Here is a 20,688-nt window from a genome sequence, read left to right as displayed (position 1 = left end):
GGGTCCCGAAGGACCCCGGCCGCCCCGGTGTTGCGGCGCCGCTGCCGCCAAGGCCGCGGCGCGCGCCGGTACTTCTGCGGCTCCTAGGACTTCGCCGGCGACGGGGTCGTCACCTGGCAGCCCTTCTGGCCGTTCATCGACTTGTCCAGCCCGCCCGCCTTGAGCTGGTCGAGGGCTTCCTTGCCGCCCTTGGTCGCTTCCTCCAGGCCGCCCGCCACCTCCTTGAGGCCCTCGGCGAACTTGCCCTGGTCCTTGGCGTCGAGGGCGTCCATCTTCGTCTTCAGGGCGGTGTAGCCCGCGGACGTGGACTCGAAGCCCATGACCGCCGCGGCCTGGGTCTTCTCGCCGTCCTTGACGGGCGGAACTCCCGCGCCCGTGAGGGCCGTACCCATCGCCTTGTACGACTCCGACATGGTCCCGAAGGCCGCCGAGTCGGTCGACTGGACCTCCTCGGGCTTGCTGCTCTCGGTCGCCACCCGCTTGATGTCGGCGTTCGCCTGCTCGATCTTCGTGAGCTCTGGCTGCCAGCTGTCGCAGACCTTCTTGGCCCAGGCGTCGGTCTTCTTGTCGCCGTCGTCCCCGCCGCAGCCGGACAGGACGAGCATCAGCACCGCAGCGCCCGATACCGCGGCCGCAAGCTTCTTGTTCACCGGATTGGTCCCTTCGAAGGCTCTCGGCCCGGAAGATACACGTCCACCATCGGGGAAACGCAAAGGCGGACGGACGGCGCGTCAGTCCGCGCCCCCCGTCCGCCGTTCGGGCGTACGGTCGAGTCGTACCGGGTCAGGCCCGCGAGAGCCGGGTCGGGCCCGCTACGGCCGCCTCAGATGAAGGCCGCCGTCTCGTCAGGAGTCCGCCGTCTCAGGAGGAGACCGCCGTCTCAGGAGGAGACCGCCGTCGCCGGGTCGGCCTGCTGGCCCACCCGCTCCGCGGTCGCGCCCTCGCCGGCCTCGTCGTCGCCGACGGCGATGCCGCGGCGCTTGGAGATGTACACCGCACCGACGATGACGCCGATCGCGAGGACCGCGACGATCGCCCGTACGGTCGGGCTGGCGTCCGCGCCGTAGCTGAACTGCACGATCGCGGGGGCGATCAGCAGTGCCACCAGGTTCATGACCTTCAGCAGCGGGTTGATGGCGGGACCGGCGGTGTCCTTGAACGGGTCGCCGACGGTGTCGCCGATGACGACCGCCTCGTGGGCCGCACTGCCCTTGCCGCCGTGGTGCCCGTCCTCGACGAGCTTCTTCGCGTTGTCCCACGCACCACCGGAGTTGGCGAGGAAGACCGCCATCAGGGTGCCGGTGCCGATCGCGCCGGCGAGGAAGGAACCGAGCGCTCCGACGCCCAGCGTGAAGCCGACGGCGATCGGGGTGAGGACGGCGAGCAGTCCGGGCGTGGCGAGTTCGCGCAGCGCGTCCTTGGTGCAGATGTCCACGACGCGCCCGTACTCGGGCTTCTCGGTGTAGTCCATGATCCCGGGGTGCTCCCGGAACTGCCGGCGCACCTCGTAGACCACCGCGCCGGCCGAGCGGGAGACCGCATTGATGGCGAGGCCGGAGAACAGGAACACGACGGCCGCGCCCAGGATCAGCCCGACCAGGTTGTTGGGCTGCGCGATGTCCAGGCTGAGGTTCATCTCCCCGCTCGCCTTGACGCCGACCTCCTTGACCGCGTTCGCGATGGCGTCGTTGTACGAGCCGAAGAGCGCGGCCGCGGCGAGCACGGCGGTGGCGATGGCGATGCCCTTGGTGATGGCCTTGGTGGTGTTGCCCACCGCGTCCAGGTCGGTCAGCACCTGCGCGCCGGCGCCCTCGACGTCCCCGGACATCTCCGCGATGCCCTGGGCGTTGTCGGAGACCGGTCCGAAGGTGTCCATGGCGACGATGACGCCGACGGTGGTGAGCAGGCCGGTGCCGGCCAGCGCCACGGCGAAGAGCGCCAGCATGATCGAGGTGCCGCCGAGCAGGAACGCCCCGTACACGCCGAGGCCGATGAGCAGCGCCGTGTAGACGGCGGACTCCAGGCCGACCGAGATGCCGGCGAGCACGACCGTGGCGGCGCCCGTCAGGGAGGACTTGCCGATGTCCCGGACGGGACGGCGGCTGGTCTCGGTGAAGTAGCCGGTGAGCTGCTGGATCAGGGCCGCGAGCACGATGCCGATGGCGACGGCGACCAGCGCCAGGATCCGCGGGTCCCCGGAGTGCCCGGAGATCGCGGCGTCGTCGACGCCGACGAGCTCCTTGTAGGTGCCCGGCAGGTACGCGTAGACGGCGATCCCGACGAGGACCAGCGAGATGGCGGCGGAGATGAAGAAGCCGCGGTTGATGGCGGTCATCCCGCTGCGGTCGGTACGGCGCGGGGAGACCGCGAAGATGCCGATCATGGCGGTGACGACCCCGATGGCGGGGACGATCAGCGGGAAGGCCAGACCCAGGTCGCCGAAGGCGGCCTTGCCGAGGATGAGGGCCGCCACGAGGGTGACGGCGTACGACTCGAAGAGGTCGGCGGCCATTCCCGCGCAGTCTCCGACGTTGTCGCCCACGTTGTCGGCGATGGTCGCGGCATTGCGCGGGTCGTCCTCCGGAATGCCCTGCTCGACCTTGCCGACCAGGTCGGCGCCGACGTCGGCGGCCTTGGTGAAGATGCCGCCTCCGACACGCATGAACATCGCGATGAGCGCGGCACCGAGGCCGAAGCCCTCCAGGACCTTGGGCGCATCGGCGGCGTAGACGAGCACGACGACGGAGGCGCCGAGCAGGCCGAGGCCGACGGTGAACATGCCCACCACGCCGCCGGTGCGGAACGCGATCCGCATGGCCTTGTGGGAGACCTCGGTCAGGTCCTTGGCGGGCTCGCCCTCGGCGGGGGTGGCCTCGCGCGCGGCGGCGGCGACGCGGACGTTGGCACGGACCGCGAGGCGCATGCCGATGTAGCCGGTGGCCGCCGAGAAGATGGCGCCGACGAGGAAGAAGGCGGAACGTCCCGCCCGCTGCGTCCAGTCGTCGGCGGGGAGCAGGAACAGCAGGAAGAACACGACGACGGCGAAGACGGCGAGCGTGCGGAGCTGCCGGCCGAGGTAGGCGTTGGCACCTTCCTGGACGGCGGCGGCGATCTCCTTCATGGAGTCGGTTCCCTCGTCGGCCGCGAGGACCTGGCGGACCAGGATCTGCGCGACGACGAGCGCGGCGACGGCCACGGCCGCAATGACGATCACGATGAGCCGGTTGTCATTCGTGAGTACTGCGGATGCCAGGTCTGTGGTGCGACCGGGCGCGATAGGGGTGAAGAGCCCCGTCATTCGTCCTCCTTGACGTGATGAGCTCAAGATGTGGACGGATTGTAGGGAGCGGGACCCGATCAAAACAGTACGCAGGAAACGGAATTGGCTCGCACTTGCTCCTCACCAATAGATCTGGTCACTCCATTACCCTCGAAAGTGGTAACGGGGCAAAAGCATTGACGCTTGATCAGCAATCAATAAACTCCGCGGAGAACGATCACATAATTGATCTACGGCCACGCAAAAGGCCCTGCTCGGCAGCCCATTGAATAAGATCAGAAGATACGCCGCCCCCCGCGGCGGAACATCACCAGCGCCCGCACGAGCCCGCCTCCGACGCCTTACCGGCACCCGCCCGGTCCCCCGTCGACAGACGACCGGCCTCCGAGAACGCCCCGCGACAGAGCCCGACCGGGACACGAAACCGACGGGGAAGCACCAAACCCGCAGGGCGGGACGAAAACCCGCCGGGCCCCAAGAGAACCCGCCAGACCCCACGAGACACCACAGGCCCACACGCGACGCCGCAGGCCCGCAGGAGATCCTGCCGGGGCGGGCGAGACCTTGCGGGAGCAGGCGAGACCCTGCCGACGCAGGCGGCACCCTGCTGCCCCGCACGGCACCCCACCGGGCACCTCGAAGGCCCCCGGGCAGCACGAAAACCCGCCGGGCGACACGAGGGCCTCCCTGCGGGGGTGCGGAGCGCGAAGCGGTGGGGCAGGCAGCGAGCTGTGGCCGACAGCGATCGACGGCGGTCGGGCCGCAGCCGGGAATCCGTCGGGAAGCCGCCGGTTACGGCAGTGAAGCCACCGGTTACGGCAGTTCGGAGGTCCCCGAGACCGGCCAGCTCATCCGGATGGTCCCGCCGGTCTCCCCGCTGATGACCTCGACGTCGTCGACCAGGCCGCTGATCACGGCGAGGCCCATCTCGTCCTCGCCGTCCGAGTCCGGGTCCAGGACGGCGTCGATTCCGGGCACGGCGGCGGCCGAACCGCCGGCCGGTCCGGGTACTTCGTCACTGACCTCGATGGAGAACACCTTCTCCTCCTCGGTCAGCACCACCCGGACGGGCGCGGTCAGCCCGTTGCTGCGATGTAGTCCGACGGCACGCGAACAGGCCTCGCCCACGGCGAGGCGGACCTCGTCGAGGACGGCTTCCTCCACACCGGACCGCCGCGCCACGGCGGCCGCGACCAGGCGGGCCGTCCGGACGTGTTCGGGCTGGGCGCTGAAGCGCAGTTCAACGGTGGCCATGCGCGTCCCCCTCGGACTACGGGCGTGCCTTACAGGGGCCCGGACCGCTTGTGGCCCGGTACCCCCCGCTCCATCATCGGCCGGTTCGCGGCCGAGCGCCGTCAGTCGGTGGCGTTGACGGCGTCTTCCACCGAGGTGTGGATCGGAAACACCTTGGTCAGACCGGTGATCCGGAAGATCTTCAGGATGCGCTCCTGGTTGCACACCAGACGCAGCGAGCCCTCGTGCGCACGGACGCGCTTGAGGCCTCCCACGAGCACACCAAGTCCGGTGGAGTCGAGGAAGTCCACTCGCTCCATGTCGACAACCAGGTGGTAGCTGCCGTCGTTCACCAACTCGACCAACTGCTCGCGCAGCTTGGGCGCGGTATACACATCAATCTCGCCACCGACCTCCACGACCGTACGGTCGCCGACAGTGCGAGTCGACAGGGACAGGTCCACGGATCCTCCAGCACCTTGCTATCGAGCGGCGCCCCCCAGGGGCCTCCCCACCCGAAGGTGGGCGAGGGATTGGCTGCCGCGATGGCATTCAATCACTTACCGGCAGGCGCGCACGACGCCTTCGGACCATTGTCCCGCACGCCGGTGACACACTCGGTTCCAATGGCCAACACTCACCGTCCCGGTCCGCCCACGGCACCCGAGGACATCAGACCCACCCCCGGCACGGTCCTGGACCGGCTGTCACGGGGGCCTTCCCGTGCTGCGCGCATCACCCATACGGAGCACTTGCCCCCTCGGGAGGGTCGTCATGCGGTCTGGCCCGATCGCATCCGAACTGATGTCGTAGCCGCAATTCAGGCCGCCGGGATCGACCATCCGTGGGAACACCAGGCCGCGGCAGCCGAGCACGCCCTCGACGGCGAGTCCGTGGTCGTCGCCACGGGCACCGCCTCGGGCAAATCGCTGGCCTACCTCGCGCCCGTGCTCTCCGCCCTCGCCGACGGGGCCGAGGCACCCAACGGCCGGGGCGCGACCGCCCTGTACCTGGCCCCGACCAAGGCCCTGGCCGCCGACCAGCGCCGGGCCGTACGGGAACTCGCCGGCCCCCTCGGCAACGCCGTGCGGCCCGCCGTGTACGACGGGGACACCCCGTTCGAGGAACGCGAGTGGGTGCGCCAGTACGCCAACTACGTCCTGACCAACCCCGACATGCTGCACCGCGGGATCCTCCCGGCCCACCCGCGCTGGTCCTCCTTCCTGCGATCCCTGCGCTACGTGGTCATCGACGAGTGCCACACCTACCGGGGCGTCTTCGGCTCCCACGTGGCCCAGGTCCTGCGGCGGCTGCGCCGGCTGTGTGCCCGCTACGGCTCCGACCCCGTGTTCCTGCTGGCCTCCGCCACCGCGAGCGACCCGGCGACCGCGGCGTCCCGGCTGACGGGCCTGCCGGTGGTGGAGGTGTCCGACGACGCCTCCCCGCGCGGCGAGGTCGTCTTCGCCCTGTGGGAGCCGCCCCTGACCGACCTCAAGGGCGAACGGGGCGCCCCCGTACGCCGTACGGCCACCGCCGAGACCGCCGACCTGCTCACCGACCTGGTCGTCCAGGGCGTCCGTACGGTCGCCTTCGTCCGCTCCCGGCGCGGCGCCGAGCTGATCGCGCTGATCGCCCAGGAGAAGCTCGCCGCCGTGGACCGCTCGCTGCCCGGGCGGGTCGCGGCTTACCGCGGCGGCTACCTCCCCGAGGAGCGCCGGGCCCTGGAGCGGGCCCTGCACTCCGGCGACCTGCTCGGGCTGGCCGCGACGACCGCCCTGGAACTGGGCGTGGACGTCTCCGGCCTGGACGCCGTCCTGATCACCGGCTACCCGGGCACCCGCGCCTCCCTGTGGCAGCAGGCCGGCCGGGCCGGCCGCTCGGGCCAGGGCGCCCTGGCCGTCCTGGTCGCCCGCGACGACCCGCTGGACACCTACCTGGTCCACCACCCCGAGGCCCTTTTCCAGCAGCCGGTGGAGGCCACCGTCCTGGACCCCGACAACCCGTACGTCCTGGCTCCGCACCTGTGCGCGGCGGCCGCCGAGCTGCCCCTGACGGAGCCCGACCTCGACCTCTTCGGCCCGGCGGCACGCGACCTCCTCCCCCAGCTCGAAGCGGCGAAACTGCTGCGCCGCCGGGCCACGGCCTGGCACTGGACCCGCCGGGAACGGGCCTCGGACCTCACCGACATCCGGGGCGGCGGCGGACGCCCGGTCCAGATCGTCGAGGCCGCCACGGGCCGGCTGCTGGGCACCGTCGACGAGGAGGCCTCCCACAGCGCCGTCCACGACGGGGCGGTCCACCTCCACCAGGGCCGCACGTACCTGGTGAAGCACCTGGACCTGGAGGACTCCGTCGCGCTGGTCGAGCAGGCCGACCCGCCGTTCTCCACCACGGCCCGCGATACGACCGCCATCTCGGTCCTGGAAACCGAGACGGAGATCGCCTGGGGCCGAGGCAGGCTCTGCTTCGGCTCCGTGGAGGTCACCAACCAGGTGGTCTCCTACCTGCGCCGCAAACTGATCACCGGCGAGGTGCTCGGCGAAACCAAACTGGACCTGCCGCCCCGCACCCTGCGCACCCGGGCCGTGTGGTGGACGGTCACCGAGGACCAGCTCGACGAGGCACGGATCAACCCGGAGATCCTCGGCGGCGCCCTGCACGCCGCCGAACACGCCTCCATCGGCCTGCTCCCGCTCTTTGCCACCTGCGACCGCTGGGACATCGGCGGGGTCTCCGTCCCGCTGCATCCCGACACCCTCCTCCCGACGGTCTTCGTCTACGACGGCCACCCCGGCGGAGCAGGCTTCGCCGAGCGCGCCTTCCACACGGCCCGCGCCTGGCTGACGGCGACCCGCGACGCGATCGCCGCCTGCGAGTGCGAGGCCGGCTGCCCTTCCTGTATCCAGTCCCCCAAGTGCGGCAACGGCAACGACCCCCTGCACAAGCGCGGCGCCGTCCGCCTCCTGACCCACCTCCTCTCGGAATCCCCGGCCCCCACCCCGCCACCAGCCCCCTGAGCCCCTCGGGAGCCCCCGGCCCCTGAGCGGTCCCCGACCCGGGATCGGTCCCGGGACCCGGGACTGGGGCCGGACCAGGGACTGGGGCCGGGACCTGACCCGGTCCGGGACCCGCCCCGCCGACCCGCGGACCCGTCGGCCCGTCGACCGGCCGGCCCGGCAGGGCGGAACTCAGGCTTCCGACCTCACCGGCGATTGGCTGAATATCGCCCCTGACGCCGCCCAAACCGGGACACCCGACCCAGACCCCACCCCGACACTCCCAGCCCCTCCCAGCAGCACCCCCGGGCCACCTCGACCCCTCCTGGAGCAAGGCCGAGCCGCTCGCCCCTGCGGAAGCCCCTCAGCGGGACTCCGCGGGCAGCGGCGGGCCCGCGCGGGAGTGCAGCTCCGGTCCGAAGGGGCCCGCCCGGACCCGGGCGGTGACCTCCGCGACCTCGCCCGTCACCACGCATCCGGTGACCTGCGCGCCCTGCGCCACCGCCACCCGTATCGCCGTGGCGCAGGCGGCCTCCGGGCCGTGGGCCCAGGTCGCCGCCGCGGCGAGCGCGGCCAGGTCTGCGGCGGCCCCGGCACGGTGCCGGGAGACCACGGCCTGCCCGAGCAGGAGCACCCCGCCGAACACCGCCGCCAGCACGGTCACCACCAGGACCCCCCACACCGTGGCCGACCCCCGGTCCCGCGGGTCCGCACGCGCCCCGGTCACGGCGGCGGCCCGACGGTGTCCTCGGCCAGGGCGGCGGCCAGAGCGGTGAGGCGGACCGGCAGCGCGGCCGGGCCCGGGGCGGGGGCCGAGACGCGGACCCGCCACAGGTCACCCGTCCGCGAGAGCTCCACCCGCGCCCCCGGCGGGGCCGCCTCCCGGGCCGCCGCCACCGCCGCGCCCGCCGGCTCCGACCGGGCCGCCGCCCGGGCACCGGCCCGAGCGGCGTCCACACACCGGATCTGCGCGGCGGCCGCCATCAGCGCCCACACCAGCAGCCCCGCGAACAGCACCAGCGCCGGAATCACCAGGGCCGTCTCCGCCGTCACGAATCCGTGGTCAGAACGGCGCATCGAGCGCCTTCCCGATGGTCGACTGAAGTGCCGTCGAAACCAGTTCACTTGTCACCACCTTGTACAGAACGGCCGCGAACGCACACGCCGCGATCGTGCCCATGGCGTATTCGGATGTGGTCATTCCCGCATCACCCCGACGCCGCCTCAGTCCCGCCAGTCCCGTCAGTACCGTCCGCATCCGAAACCAGATGATCGACATGACAACCTCCCGTTGATTAAGCTTTTTGACGTGCTCTCAGATGGCCATTTCAGGTGGCCATTTGGTGGTCAGTTCAGGTGGCCCCTTCAGGCGGTCACTTCAGGCGGCGAATGCGGCCGATCATCAATCCGCCCATCCGCCCGCCCATTCAGGCTCCCCTCACGTGCCGGACAGGAGCCCGGAGGCCATTCCGATCACCACCGGCGCCACTCCCAGCGCGAGGAACGCGGGGAGGAAGCACAGCCCCACCGGTGCGGTGACCAGGACCGCCGCCCGCTGCGCCCGGGCTCCCGCCCGGCGGGCGCGGTCCGCCCGGAGCGTCGAGGCCAGCCGGGAGACCGGTTCCGCGGCGGGCGCCCCCGTCCGCGCGGAACGCTCCAGGCATTCGGCCAGGGCTCGGGCTCCCGGTATCTCCGCCAACCTCCCCCACGCGGCGCCCGGTTCGCCGCCGAGCCGCAGCTCCGCCCCGGCCATCGCGAGCCGTTCGCCCACCGGGCCGCCCAGCGACTCCCCCACCGCCTCGGCGGCGTCCACCGGCCCGGCTCCGGCCGCCAGACAGGCGGCCAACAGGTCGGCGGCGAAGGGCAGCTGGCGCTCGGCCTCCCCGGGGTCCACCCCCGCGGCCGGCTTCCGCCGCGCGAGCCACCTGCGGACCGCGAAGCCCGCGGCGCAGCCGGCCGCCGCACCCGCGAGCCCGCCGATCAGCACCCAGGCCGCCGCCAGTGCCCCGGCCGGCCCGGCCCAGGCCGTCAGCTCCGCCCGCAGCCGGAACCCGAGCAGTGGCCGTCTGCGTGGCGCCTCCATCGCGAGCAGCCGGGTGAGCCGGCGTCTGGCCGCCCGCGCCCTGAACCGCGCCGCCACAACCGATGCCGCGCACAGCGCCGCCGCCGCGAAGCACAGGGCCATCCCCAGCCTGTGGACGGCGAAGCCGCCCGTCACCGCTCCGCCGCCCGGACGATCCGCCCGCACCACAGCAGCCCCAGCGCCTCCAGCGCCGCGCCCGCCAGCAGGCAGCCCCATCCCACCGGCGTGTGCAGGAGCACCCGCAGCGGATCGGCCCCCAGCCCGGTGCCGATCAGCAGACCGACCCCCGGGAGCAGGGCCAGCACCGCCGTCGTCGATCTCGCTCCCGTGAGCTGGGCGCGCAGTGACTCCTCCCGGTCCCGCTCGGCCCGCAAGGCCCCTTCCAGCCGGTCCAGTCCGGCGGCCAGCCCGGCGCCGCCGTCCACCGAGACCCGCCAGCAGGCCGCCATCGCCGCCAGCCCCTCCGCGCCGGGCTCCCGCGCCGCCTGCCGCAGTGCCGCGGCCACGTCCCCGCCGAAGGCCGCAGCCGCGAGGACCCCGGCCTCCGCGGCTCCCGGCCCGCCGGGGCCCGACACCGTGCGGCGCATCGCCTCGGTCAGCGCCCGGCCCGGCTGCGCCCCGGCGCGCAGCTCGCCCACCACCGCGCCGCACAGGGCCACCACTTCGGCGGCACGGGCCGTCCGGGCCCGCGTCCGCTGCCCGGCCCGCAGCCACCGGCGCACCAGGGGCACCGCCGCCGCCCCCGCGAGCAGCGGGATCACCGACCCGCCCAGCAGCGCGAGCGCCAGCCCGGCCCCGAGGCAGGCCCACTCCCGGCTGTGCGCGGCCCGGACCCGGGCTGCCGCCAGCAGCCGCTCCCACGGCGCCGGCCCCGCCGCCACCGGCCGCCCCGGACCCGCCAGGACGGCCCTGGCCCGCCGGGACTCCCCGTCGGCCCCGGCGAGCGCCCGGGCCGCCGCTCCGGCGCACAGCACGGCGGCGAGGACCGGCAGCGCCGCCACCGCCCCGGCGTTCACCGGGCACCCGCGAGCAGCGGGCGCAGCCGCTCCCAGCCTCGGTCCCGTACGAACCCGCGGGCACCCCAGCGCAGCGCCGGCACGGTGACCACGAGCCCGGCGGGGTCCCGTTCCAGGACGTGGACCTCGGCGACCCGGCGCCGGCCGGCCCGGTCCCGTACGAGGTGGACCACCAGGGTCAGGGCCGCCGCCAACTGGCTGTGCAGGGCGGCCCGGTCGAGCCCCGCGGCCGTCCCGAGGGCCTCCAGGCGGGCCGGTACGTGGGCGGCCGCATTCGCGTGGACCGTGCCGCAGCCGCCCTCGTGACCCGTGTTGAGGGCGGCCAGCAGGTCGGCGACCTCGGCGCCCCGGACTTCGCCGACGACGAGCCGGTCCGGCCTCATCCGCAGCGCCTGGCGGACCAGGTCGGCGAGGGTGACCTGGCCGGCACCTTCCTGGTTGGCCGGCCGGGTCTCCAGCCGCACCACGTGCGGATGGTCGGGCCGCAGCTCGGCCGAGTCCTCGGCGAGCACGATCCGCTCCCCGGGGCCGACCAGCCCGAGCAGGGCGCTGAGCAGAGTGGTCTTGCCGGTGCCCGTCCCTCCCGAGACCAGGAAGGACAGCCGGGCCCGCACCATGTCCCGCAGCAGCCGCTGGCCGCCGGGCGGCAGCGTGCCCGCCGCGACCAGTTCCTCCAGTGTGAAGGCGCGCGGCCGCACCACCCGCAGGGACAGGCACGCCGATCCGACGGCCACGGGGGGCAGTACGGCGTGCAGGCGGGTGCCGTCGGGCATCCGGGCGTCCACCCAGGGCCGGGCGTCGTCGAGGCGGCGCCCGGCGACGGCTGCGAGCCGCTGGGCGAGCCTGCGCACGGCGGCGGCGTCGGTGAAGGTCACCCCGGTCAGCTCCAGTCCGCCGCCGCGGTCCACCCACACCCGGTCGGGGGCCGCCACCAGGACGTCGGTGACCTCGGGGTCGGCGAGCAGTGCCTCCAGCGGTCCGGCGCCGACCAGTTCGGACCTCAGCTCGGCGGCGGCACCGAGCACCTCCGCGTCGCCCAGCAGCCGGCCCTGGGCCCGCAGTGCCGCCGCCACCCGCGCCGGGGTGGGCTCCGCGCCGCTCTCGGCGAGTCGCTGGCGCACCGCGTCGAGGAGCACGGTGCTCATACCGCCACCCCCTGGGCGGAGCCGAGGGCGCGCTGCCAGAAGCCGTCGCAGAAGCGGGCGAGGGCGCCCCGGCCGTGTGATCCCGGGGGCTCGCCCTCGGCCACCCGGCCCGGCAGCCCCACCTCGACCGGGACTTCGCCGGCCAGTGGCACCCCCAGCAGTCCGGCGACGGCCTCGGCGTCGAGTCCGCCGGGCGCGGGTCCCCGTACGACCACGCGGACGTCGCGGGCCACCATCCGGACCCCGGCGGCCACCCGGCCGGCCGCGGCCACCGCCCGCAACTCGCCCCGCACCACCAGCAGCACGAGGTCCAGCTGCGCGAGCACCTCGGCCACGGCTTCGTCGACCCGGCGCGGCAGGTCGACCACGACGACCCCGCCCCGGCGCCGCGCGGCGGCCACCACCGAGCGCATCGCGGCGGGCGGCACCACCACGCGGTCCCCACGGTCCCAGCTGAGCACGCGCAGGGCGTGCAGTTCGGGCAGGGACTCCGCGAGGGCTCCGGCGCCGACGCGGCCGCGCGAGGCGGCGAAGTCGGGCCAGCGCAGTCCCTCGGCGGCTTCGCCGCCGAGGAGGACGTCCATGCCGCCGCCGAGGGGGTCTCCGTCGATGAGGATGGTCCGCTCCCCGGCCCGGGCGGCCCGCAGGGCCAGTGCGCAGGCGAGGGTGGAGGCGCCGGCTCCGCCGCTGCCCCCGATCACCCCGACCGTGAGGGCGGGCCTCCCGGCCCCCTCCACGACATCGGCGATCCGGTCGACGAGCCGGTTCTCGGCGTCGGGCAGGGTCAGTACCTCCTCGGCGCCGATCTCCACCGCCCGCTGCCACACGTGGGGGTCGTCCAGATCCCGGCCGACGAGGAAGACCCCGTCCCGCCGGGGTGCGCCGCGCACCCGCCGCGCGGCATCGTCGCCGACCAGGACGAGCGGCGCCGATTCCCAGCCCACGCCCGCGACACCCGCGGCGCCCCCGCCGCTCCCGCCACTCCCGTCGCCACTGTCGTCACCGCCGGCTCCGCTTTGCTCGGGCACCGCATGGTGAACGTGCGGCTCGGCCCCCGCGGCGGCGCACAGCCGCAGCAGGTCGTCGAGCAGCAGGGGGTCCTCGGTGATGATCAGCGGCCGTCCACCTGCGGCCACGGGCCCGCCGGCCCCGGGATTCGGCCCGTCCCCGCCCGCCATCGCGAGATCCCGGACTTCACACGACTTCGATCCAGCCACGATCTCCGCCTCCTTCTCACAGCAAATCCAGCGCCGCGGACTTCGCGGCCGGAATCACCGTGACGGGATCGGGGAAAAGAAGTGGATCTTGCTCTAAAACCGTGGACGCCCGCCCCATTGTGAATAACTCGCTCACCCCAACAGGTGAGTTCCGGAGCGCGCCGGAACGACTACGCACCGTGACGGGTTCGTGAGGGTGGGGGCCTTCGACGCGCAGGCCCCTCGAAGACGAGGAGACCCGAGGAGTGATCACTTGAGGTCGAAGAGAGGGACGCAAACTGCGTCCGGACATGCGACGACCCCCGCCGGGGGGGAGAGCGGGGGTCGTCCCCACGGTCCGACTCGGGGGGGGGGAGGAGCCAGACCGGGTTAGCACGGTCGCGAACGATCCGTGACTTCCATGGTGTACCCGAGAGGCTTCTCAGGCAAACCCACGCGCCGCACTTTACGCCGAATGGTGGGCGCATATGCTCGGGTCGTGGAAAATCAGCCCTTGCCGCACTCCTTGCCTCGCACCGCAGCCTTCTTCGACCTGGACAAGACGGTCATTGCGAAGTCGAGCACTCTGACGTTCAGCAAGTCCTTCTACCAGGGCGGCCTGATCAACCGAAGGGCCGTGCTGCGCACCGCCTACACGCAGTTCATCTATCTGGCCGGCGGCGCCGACCACGATCAGATGGAGCGGATGCGGGAGTACCTGTCCGCCCTCTGCAAGGGGTGGAACGTGCAGCAGGTCCGGGAGATCGTCGCCGAGACCCTGCACGACCTCATCGACCCGCTGATCTACGACGAGGCAGCCTCCCTCATCGAGGCCCACCACACGGCGGGCCGCGACGTGGTGATCGTGTCCACCTCCGGAGCCGAGGTCGTCGAGCCCATCGGCGAGATGCTGGGCGCCGACCGCGTCGTCGCCACGCGGATGGTCGTGGGCGAGGACGGCTGCTTCACCGGCGAGATCGAGTACTACGCCTACGGCCCGACCAAGGCGGAGGCCGTGCGCGAACTCGCCGAGTCCGAGGGGTACGACCTCTCGCGCTGCTACGCGTACAGCGACTCGGCGACCGACATCCCGATGCTGGAGGCGGTCGGCCACCCGCACGCGGTCAACCCCGACCGGGCGCTGCGCCGCGAGGCCGTGGCGCGCGAATGGCCGGTGCTGGTGTTCAACCGGCCGGTCCGGCTGAAGCAGCGGCTCCCGGGACTGTCGATGCCCGCCCGGCCGGCGCTGGTCGCCGCCGCCGCGGTGGGCGCGGCCGCGGCCACCGCGGGACTGGTCTGGTACGCGAGCCGGCGACGCGCACTGGCCGCCGCCGCACCCCGCTGACCTGCGAGAACGCCGGGCGTCCGATACGTCCGCAATCGCACCGGAAAGCAAAGAAATGCGGCCAGGGGTTTCGCTCCACTCCGAAGCGGAGTACAAAGGAGTCAACGGCCCGCGAGACCAAAGAACATCCGAGAGGATCATCTTTAAAACGCAGTAAGGCCCACGGACCGAAGCATGAACGCCGAGCACCCACGCGACGTCGACCCGTCGATTACGGGCCAGCCGCACCAGGTGACGGGCAAAGCTCCCGACCTGATGGGCAATCATCGAGGACGCTTGGTAACTGGGCGTAAGTGCCAGCGGCGACACCAGAGCAGTACGGTGTCGCCGCAACCCATGTCCGGCCCCGACCGCCCCCGGCCGGGGCCGTCCTGCAGCCCCGGGCCGTCCGGCCGCCCCGGGCCGTCCGGCCGCCTCAGGCCGCGCCGCGCTGGAGCGCCTCGCAGACCGCGGTCGACTCCCGGACCCCGAGCTCGATCGCGCGCCCGCAGTGCGCGATCCACGCCGACATCCCCTCCGCGGTGCCGGAGACGTAGCCCTCGAAGGCCCGCACATAGGCCTCCCGGCCCTGTTCCGCGTGGCCGACCTCCGCGGGACAGATCGCCTTCGGATCCAGGCCGCTGTTGATCAGCACGATCCGCTCGGCCGTGCGCGCCACCAGCCCGTTGTACGAACCGAACGGACGCAGCGCGAGCAGTTCCCCGTGCACCACCGCCGCCATGATCAGCGCCGGGGCGGAGCCGCCCGCGATGATCAGGCGGGAGAGACCGTCCAGTCGGCCCGCCACTTCCTGCGCGTCGGGCAGGGGCAGGTCGATCAGCGGCTCGTCCACCGGCTCACCGGCCAGCCGGGGCCGGCCGACGACCTCGCCGTCGGCCGTGGAGCCCGAGGCCACCAGGTGGAGCCGCGCCAGGACCCGTAGCGGCGACTGGCGCCAGATGCTCAGCAGCTGGCCCGCCTCCGCCGTCAGGCGCAGGGCGGCGCCCACCGTGCGCGCCTCCGACTCCGAGCCGAAATCGCTCCGGCGGCGGACCTCCTCCAGCGCCCAGTCGGCCCCGGACAGCGCCGCGCTGCCGCGGGCCCCGCGCAGCGCGGCCTCCGAGGTGACCGCCCCGGCGCGGCGGCGCATGACGCGGTGGCCGTAGACCCGGTCCACGGCCTTGCGTACGGAATCCACGGACTCGGCGACGCCCGGCAGACCGGCCAGCGGGGCGAGCGGATCGGCGGCGGCGGCTCCAGAAGAGGCCGGGGCGGCGGAAGCAGAGGCGCTACTCATAAGTAAGGAGCCTACGCACTGCTCCCCCATAGCACCGACCCCTCCTTGGAGTGGTCTTCTTCACTCAGACATACAACACACAGCCACCGACCCACTACGCTTCGTGAACATGAAGATCGCTTTCGTGGGGAAGGGCGGCAGCGGCAAGACCACGCTGTCCTCCCTTTTCATCCGCCACCTCGCCTCCAATGAAGCCCGTGTCGTCGCGGTGGACGCCGACATCAACCAGCACCTGGGCGCCGCGCTCGGACTCAGTGAGGACGACGCGGCCGCGCTGCCCGCGCTGGGCGCGCACCTGCCCCTCATCAAGGACTACCTGCGGGGCTCCAACCCGCGCATCGCCTCCGCCGACACGATGATCAAGACCACTCCGCCCGGCACCGGCTCCCGGCTGCTGCGGGTCGACGAGGACAACCCCGTCTACGACGCCTGCGCGCGCACCCTGACGCTCGACGGGGAGCCCGTACGGCTGATGGCGACGGGGCCGTTCACCGAGTCCGACCTGGGCGTGGCCTGCTACCACTCCAAGGTCGGTGCGGTCGAGCTCTGCCTCAACCACCTCGCCGACGGCCCGGACGAGTACGTCGTCGTCGACATGACGGCCGGGTCGGACTCCTTCGCCTCGGGCATGTTCACCCGCTTCGACGTGACCTTCCTGGTCGCCGAACCGACCCGCAAGGGCATCTCCGTCTACCGCCAGTACAAGGAGTACGCGCGGGACTTCGGGGTCACCCTCAAGGTCGTCGGCAACAAGGTGCAGGGCCCGGAGGACATCGAGTTCCTCCAGGACGAGGCCGGCGAGGACCTGTTGGTCACCGTCGGGCAGTCGGACTGGGTGCGGGCGATGGAGAAGGGCCGCCCGGCCGCCTTCGAACTGCTGGAGGCCACCAACCGGCTGGCCCTGCAGTCGCTGCAGGACGCGGCGGACGACTCCTACGCGCACCGCGACTGGGAGCGGTACACGGAGCAGATGGTCCACTTCCACCTGCGCAACGCCGAGAGCTGGGGCAACGCGAAGACCGGGATCGACCTGGCGGAGCAGGTCGACCCCGGTTTCGTCCTACGGGAACTGCTCACTCCTCGTTCTGACTCGCTTCAGCCGGCTCCGCAGCCGGCTTGACCCCGGCGGGGGCGGCCGGCTTGGCCGGCGGCCCCGCCGTCAGGAACTTGTTCCAGCCCTCCTTCGGCGCCTCGCCGACGTCGAGGGTGCGCATCCACTCCAGGGCCTTCGGGTCCTGGGCGTCCAGCCAGTCCACCAGCTCGCGGAAGGACACGCAGCGGACGTCCTTCTGGGTGCACATGGTCTTGATGGAGTCCTCGACGGCACGCATGTAGGTGCCGCCGTTCCAGGACTCGAAGTGGTTGCCGATGATCAGCGGCGCGCGGTTGCCCTGGTAGGTCCGCTCGAAGGCCTTGGCCAGGCCGTCGCGCATCTGCTCGCCCCAGTACTCGTGCTGGGAGGGGTCGCCCTGCGTGGTCGTCCCGGACTGGTTGACCAGGTAGTTGTAGTCCATGCTGAGCGTTTCGAAGGCGCGGCCCGGCATGGGGACGAGCTGGAGCGGGATGTCCCAGAGGCCGTCCGTCTTCTTCGGCCAGATCTGCTTGCTGATGCCGCTGGAGTCGTAGCGGAAGCCGCCCATCTCCTTGGCCGCCAGCATGAAGTTCTTCTGGCCTTCGAGGCAGGGGGTGCGGGCCCCGATCATCTCCTTCTCGTAGTCGAAGGGGAGCGCCTCCATGTCCTTGAACGCGGGCGAGTTCGTCTTCCAGTTCTTGACGAACGACTTCGCCTGGTTGATCTCGCTCTTCCACTCCTCCACGGACCAGGTCCCGACCCCGCCCTCGGGTCCGCAGAAGTGGCCGTTGAAGTGGGTGCCGATCTCGTTGCCCTCCAGCCAGGCCCCGCGCACCTGCTCGGCGGTGTCCTTGATGCCCTGGGGGTCGCCGAAGCCGATGTCGGAGCGGCCCGCGGAGTGCTGGGGCGCGGTGTAGAGGGAACGCTTCTCCTCCGGGAGCATGTACACGCCGCTGAGGAAGTACGTCATGCGGGCGTTGTACTTCTTGCCCACCTCGCGGAAATGCGAGAAGAGCTTCTGGCTGTCCTCGCCCGCCCCGTCCCACGAATAGACGACGAACTGCGGCGGCTTTTCGCCGGGCTTCAGCTTCTCCGCCTTCTGCACGTTCGGCTGCAGGCCCGTGTACGAGGTCGAGCCGTCCCCGATGAGCCGCTTGACGCTGCCCGGAGCCGGGCCTTCCGGTACGGGTGCACCCTTCTTCGCCGCCTGACCTCCGGGGGCCGGACGGCCGGCGGGCTCCGAGGTGCTGCACCCGGCCACTCCCAGGACCAGCGCCGTGGCGACGAGACCGCCGGCGATCCTCTTCCCGGCTGCCTTCTTCGGGGCGGGCCTCTTCGTGGTGGCAGTCATCCGCCGCACCTCTTCCCTCGCAGTTCCATCGCAGGACTTCCGCGCCGCAACGTCCCATGCGGTCCGTTTTAAGGAAGGTGTGACAAGCCGGACTAAATGCTTAATCACTCGTGAGCGCTAATTCCTAGGCCGTTTGCCCGCATTACTCACCACAGAGCTTTACTCTCCATTACCGTTCATTTACCGAGTGTTGAGACTCCCGCCGCTTCACCCCTCCCCCGAGGAGACGGGACCTATGACCGCCATCCCCTCCCCCACTTCCCCTCCCCCCACCAAAGGCCTCCCGGGCGGCCTCCAGGCCGACCTCTCCGCCTCCGTCGCCGTCTTCCTGATCGCCCTGCCGCTCTCCCTCGGCATCGCCCTGGCCACCGGCGCCCCGCTCCAGGCCGGGCTCGTCGCCGCGGCGGCCGGCGGGATCGTGGCCGCACGGCTCGGCGGGACACCGCTCCAGGTGAGCGGTCCCGCGACCGGACTCACCGTCGTGACCGCCGAGTTGATCCAGCACTACGGCTGGCGCACCACCTGTGCCATCACGGTGCTCGCCGGGGTGTGCCAGCTCGGCCTGGCCGCGCTGCGGACCGCCCGGTCCGCGCTGATGGTCAGCCCGGCGATCGTCCACGGGATGCTCGCCGGTGTCGGCGTGACGATCGCGCTGGCCCAGCTGCACATCGTGCTCGGCGGCACCCCGCAGAGCTCCGCCCTGGCCAACGTCCGCGGACTTCCCGACCAGTTGGCCGACCTGCATCCCGCCGCACTCGGCGTCAGCGTGCTCACCCTGACCGTCCTGCTCTGCTGGCCGCGGCTGCCGGGGCGCACCGGGCGGGCCCTGCGCAAGGTGCCCGCCGCGCTGGCCGCCGTCGCCGTCGCCACGGCCTGCGCCGCCCTCACCGGGCTCAGCCTGCCCCGCGTGGACCTGCCGTCCTGGCGCAGCCACGCCCTGCCGGAACTCCCCGAGGGCCCGGTCCTCGGCATCATCGCCGCCGTCCTGACCATCACCCTGGTCGGCAGTGTGGAATCCCTGCTCTCGGCAGTGGCCACCGACAAGCTCATCGCCACCCAGCGGAGCACCGCGGGGCGTCCCGCACGGGCCGACCTCAACCGCGAACTGCGCGGCCAGGGCGCGGCGAACATCATCTCCGGGGCGCTGGGCGGGCTGCCCGTCGCGGGCGGCGCCGTCCGCAGCATGGCGAACGTCAAGGCAGGCGCTGTCAGCCGCCGTTCGGCCATGCTGCACGGGCTGTGGATCCTGCTCGCCGCCGGGCTGCTCGTCCCCGCACTCGACCTGATCCCGCTCGCCGCGCTCGCCGCCCTGGTGATGGCGGTGGGCGTGCAGATGGTGAGCGCCACGCACCTGCGCACCGTCACCCGGCACCGCGAGATCCTCGTCTACGCCACGACCATCGTGGCCGTGGTGCTCGGCGGGGTGCTGGAGGGCGTCGCCATCGGCATCGCGATGGCCGTCGCCCTGGCCCTGCACCGCCTGGCCCGGACCCGGATCACCGTCGAGCAGCTCGACAGCGGGGTCCACCGGGTCTGGGCCCGCGGGCAGTTGACCTTCCTCGCGGTACCGCGGCTGAGCCGGGTGCTGAACCAGATCCCGCACCACGGGCACGCCGTCATCGAGCTGGACGGCTCCTTCATGGACCACGCCGCCTACGAGACCCTCCAGGACTGGCAGGACTCCCACCTGGCCCACGGGGGCTCACTGGAGGTCACCGGCCGGTCGGGAGCCAGGATCGCCGAGGCCGAGCAGGCCCAGCGGGCCGCGCGGGGCGCTCAGCGAGGAGCACAGCGCGGGGACCACCAGTGCTGCCGGCCCTGGACCCCCTGGCAGAACCACTGCGACCACCGCGGCACGGTGGACCGTACGGACCAGGCGGCGGCCGAGACCCCGGCCGCACCTCCCGCCCCGACCCAGGCCCCGTCCCACGCCCCATCCCCATCCCCGGCCCAGGCCCAGGCCCAGGCCCAGCCGGCCGCGACCCGCGGCCGCGGCGCCGGTCAACTGGCCAACGGGATCAGCGCCTTCCAGCGGGACACGGCTCCGCACGTGCGGGAGGAGCTGGCCCGGCTGGCCCGGGAGGGGCAGCGGCCCTCGCAGCTCTTCCTGACCTGCGCGGACTCCCGGCTGGTGACCAGCATGATCACGGCGAGCGGCCCCGGGGACCTGTTCACGGTCCGCAACGTCGGCAATCTCGTCCCGCTCCCGGGCGCCGAGTCCACGGACGATTCGGTGGCGGCGGCCATCGAGTACGCCGTGGACGTCCTCCAGGTGGACAGCATCACGGTGTGCGGGCATTCGGGATGCGGGGCCATGCAGGCGCTGCTCAACTCCGTGCCCGGGGTGCCCATGACCCCGCTGCGGCGCTGGCTGCGGCACGGGCTGCCGAGTCTGGAGCGGATGGCCAGCCGCCATCACGCCTGGGCGCGGATCTCCGGGAGGCTGCCGGCGGATGCCGTGGAGCAGCTGTGCCTGACCAATGTGGTGCAGCAGCTGGAGCACCTGAAGGCCCACGAATCGGTGGCCCGACGGCTCGCCGAGGGCACGCTGGAGCTGCACGGGATGTACTTCCACGTGGGTGAGGCGCAGGCGTACCTGCTGTCGGAGGGGCAGGACTTCTTCGACTGCCGGGTCTTCGACACCGTCGGCGCGGGCGCGCTCCGCGACTGAACCGATACCCTCCCGTATCCGTGC

Annotated in this window: 17 protein-coding genes; 4 read left to right on the top strand and 13 right to left on the bottom strand. The window is 72.6% G+C overall.

Annotated elements, in window-relative coordinates:
• Positions 1-83: 83 nt before the first annotated feature.
• The 4 genes from ACFWNV_RS25120 to bldG form a co-directional block, all read right to left on the bottom strand.
• Positions 84-650, bottom strand: coding sequence for a small secreted protein (locus ACFWNV_RS25120; RefSeq protein ID WP_383951164.1), 567 nt, complete (start codon positions 648-650; stop codon positions 84-86).
• Between the two features lie 230 nt (positions 651-880).
• Entirely contained in the window at positions 881-3,298 is a 2,418-nt protein-coding gene (locus ACFWNV_RS25115) for a sodium-translocating pyrophosphatase (protein ID WP_383951161.1), read from the bottom strand.
• Positions 3,299-4,093: 795 nt separating this feature from the next.
• Positions 4,094-4,534, bottom strand: a complete 441-nt coding sequence (locus ACFWNV_RS25110) for an ATP-binding protein (RefSeq protein ID WP_383951159.1) — start codon at positions 4,532-4,534, stop codon at positions 4,094-4,096.
• Positions 4,535-4,635: 101 nt separating this feature from the next.
• Entirely contained in the window at positions 4,636-4,977 is a 342-nt protein-coding gene (gene bldG / locus ACFWNV_RS25105; RefSeq protein ID WP_069920854.1) for an anti-sigma factor antagonist BldG, read from the bottom strand.
• A gap of 81 nt (positions 4,978-5,058) precedes the next feature.
• Here bldG and ACFWNV_RS25100 point away from each other — a divergent pair, with 81 nt between their 5' ends.
• Positions 5,059-7,530, top strand: a complete 2,472-nt coding sequence (locus tag ACFWNV_RS25100) for a DEAD/DEAH box helicase (RefSeq protein ID WP_383951156.1) — start codon at positions 5,059-5,061, stop codon at positions 7,528-7,530.
• A gap of 343 nt (positions 7,531-7,873) precedes the next feature.
• Here ACFWNV_RS25100 and ACFWNV_RS25095 read toward each other — a convergent pair whose 3' ends face one another.
• The 7 genes from ACFWNV_RS25095 to ssd form a co-directional block, all read right to left on the bottom strand.
• A complete protein-coding gene (locus ACFWNV_RS25095; protein ID WP_383951153.1) occupies positions 7,874-8,236 on the bottom strand; it encodes an Rv3654c family TadE-like protein in 363 nt (120 codons plus the stop codon).
• Complete coding sequence (locus tag ACFWNV_RS25090; protein WP_383951150.1) at positions 8,233-8,586, bottom strand: TadE family type IV pilus minor pilin; 354 nt, start codon at positions 8,584-8,586, stop codon at positions 8,233-8,235. The genes ACFWNV_RS25095 and ACFWNV_RS25090 overlap by 4 nt, the downstream gene beginning before the upstream one ends.
• Complete coding sequence (locus tag ACFWNV_RS25085) at positions 8,573-8,788, bottom strand: DUF4244 domain-containing protein (RefSeq protein WP_383951147.1); 216 nt, start codon at positions 8,786-8,788, stop codon at positions 8,573-8,575. The genes ACFWNV_RS25090 and ACFWNV_RS25085 overlap by 14 nt, the downstream gene beginning before the upstream one ends.
• Before the next feature lie 159 nt (positions 8,789-8,947).
• A complete protein-coding gene (locus ACFWNV_RS25080; protein WP_383951173.1) occupies positions 8,948-9,694 on the bottom strand; it encodes a type II secretion system F family protein in 747 nt (248 codons plus the stop codon).
• Positions 9,695-9,723: 29 nt separating this feature from the next.
• Positions 9,724-10,608: a type II secretion system F family protein gene (locus ACFWNV_RS25075; protein WP_383951144.1), complete on the bottom strand. Its 885-nt coding sequence runs from the start codon at positions 10,606-10,608 to the stop codon at positions 9,724-9,726.
• Positions 10,605-11,753 carry a TadA family conjugal transfer-associated ATPase gene (locus ACFWNV_RS25070; protein ID WP_383951142.1) on the bottom strand — a complete coding sequence of 383 codons (1,149 nt, stop codon included), beginning with the start codon at positions 11,751-11,753 and terminating at the stop codon, positions 10,605-10,607. The genes ACFWNV_RS25075 and ACFWNV_RS25070 overlap by 4 nt, the downstream gene beginning before the upstream one ends.
• On the bottom strand, positions 11,750-12,931 hold the full coding sequence (gene ssd, locus ACFWNV_RS25065; protein ID WP_383951170.1) for a septum site-determining protein Ssd: 1,182 nt from the start codon (positions 12,929-12,931) through the stop codon (positions 11,750-11,752). The genes ACFWNV_RS25070 and ssd overlap by 4 nt, the downstream gene beginning before the upstream one ends.
• Positions 12,932-13,424: 493 nt before the next feature.
• Between ssd and ACFWNV_RS25060 the strand changes: the two genes are divergently transcribed.
• Positions 13,425-14,294: an HAD family phosphatase gene (locus tag ACFWNV_RS25060; RefSeq protein ID WP_250745380.1), complete on the top strand. Its 870-nt coding sequence runs from the start codon at positions 13,425-13,427 to the stop codon at positions 14,292-14,294.
• A gap of 415 nt (positions 14,295-14,709) precedes the next feature.
• On the opposite strand, the gene ACFWNV_RS25055 is transcribed toward ACFWNV_RS25060, so the two are convergent.
• A complete protein-coding gene (locus tag ACFWNV_RS25055) occupies positions 14,710-15,570 on the bottom strand; it encodes an oxidoreductase (protein ID WP_383951138.1) in 861 nt (286 codons plus the stop codon).
• A 109-nt stretch (positions 15,571-15,679) separates the two neighbouring features.
• On the opposite strand from ACFWNV_RS25055, the gene ACFWNV_RS25050 reads away from it, so the two are divergent.
• A complete protein-coding gene (locus ACFWNV_RS25050) occupies positions 15,680-16,690 on the top strand; it encodes an ATP-binding protein (protein ID WP_383951135.1) in 1,011 nt (336 codons plus the stop codon).
• Here the strand turns inward: ACFWNV_RS25050 and ACFWNV_RS25045 are convergent.
• Positions 16,644-17,993 (bottom strand): hypothetical protein, encoded by a 1,350-nt coding sequence (locus tag ACFWNV_RS25045; RefSeq protein WP_383951132.1) that lies wholly within the window; start codon positions 17,991-17,993, stop codon positions 16,644-16,646. The two genes, ACFWNV_RS25050 and ACFWNV_RS25045, sit on opposite strands and share 47 nt — an antisense overlap.
• 235 nt (positions 17,994-18,228) lie before the next feature.
• Here ACFWNV_RS25045 and ACFWNV_RS25040 point away from each other — a divergent pair, with 235 nt between their 5' ends.
• Entirely contained in the window at positions 18,229-20,664 is a 2,436-nt protein-coding gene (locus ACFWNV_RS25040) for a SulP family inorganic anion transporter (RefSeq protein ID WP_383951129.1), read from the top strand.
• The last annotated feature ends 24 nt before the right edge of the window (positions 20,665-20,688 follow it).

Origin of the sequence: Streptomyces sp. NPDC058401 (assembly GCF_042722885.1) — a bacterium.
GTDB lineage: Bacteria > Actinomycetota > Actinomycetes > Streptomycetales > Streptomycetaceae > Streptomyces.
The sequence above is the reverse complement of the archived record's forward strand: the minus strand, read 5'-3'. Positions and strand labels throughout refer to the sequence as shown.

Excerpts from the sequence above, each read along its gene's own strand:
- ACFWNV_RS25090 (WP_383951150.1), bottom strand. The coding sequence starts at position 8,586 with ATGCGCCGTTCTGACCACGGATTCGTGACGGCGGAGACGGCCCTGGTG.
- ACFWNV_RS25050 (WP_383951135.1), top strand. The coding sequence starts at position 15,680 with ATGAAGATCGCTTTCGTGGGGAAGGGCGGCAGCGGCAAGACCACGCTG.
- ACFWNV_RS25060 (WP_250745380.1), top strand. The coding sequence starts at position 13,425 with ATGGTGGGCGCATATGCTCGGGTCGTGGAAAATCAGCCCTTGCCGCAC.
- ACFWNV_RS25040 (WP_383951129.1), top strand. The coding sequence starts at position 18,229 with ATGACCGCCATCCCCTCCCCCACTTCCCCTCCCCCCACCAAAGGCCTC.
- ACFWNV_RS25085 (WP_383951147.1), bottom strand. The coding sequence starts at position 8,788 with ATGTCGATCATCTGGTTTCGGATGCGGACGGTACTGACGGGACTGGCG.
- ACFWNV_RS25070 (WP_383951142.1), bottom strand. The coding sequence starts at position 11,753 with ATGAGCACCGTGCTCCTCGACGCGGTGCGCCAGCGACTCGCCGAGAGC.
- ACFWNV_RS25045 (WP_383951132.1), bottom strand. The coding sequence starts at position 17,993 with ATGACTGCCACCACGAAGAGGCCCGCCCCGAAGAAGGCAGCCGGGAAG.
- ACFWNV_RS25080 (WP_383951173.1), bottom strand. The coding sequence starts at position 9,694 with ATGGCCCTGTGCTTCGCGGCGGCGGCGCTGTGCGCGGCATCGGTTGTG.
- ssd (WP_383951170.1), bottom strand. The coding sequence starts at position 12,931 with ATGGCGGGCGGGGACGGGCCGAATCCCGGGGCCGGCGGGCCCGTGGCC.
- ACFWNV_RS25055 (WP_383951138.1), bottom strand. The coding sequence starts at position 15,570 with ATGAGTAGCGCCTCTGCTTCCGCCGCCCCGGCCTCTTCTGGAGCCGCC.
- ACFWNV_RS25110 (WP_383951159.1), bottom strand. The coding sequence starts at position 4,534 with ATGGCCACCGTTGAACTGCGCTTCAGCGCCCAGCCCGAACACGTCCGG.
- ACFWNV_RS25115 (WP_383951161.1), bottom strand. The coding sequence starts at position 3,298 with ATGACGGGGCTCTTCACCCCTATCGCGCCCGGTCGCACCACAGACCTG.
- ACFWNV_RS25100 (WP_383951156.1), top strand. The coding sequence starts at position 5,059 with ATGGCATTCAATCACTTACCGGCAGGCGCGCACGACGCCTTCGGACCA.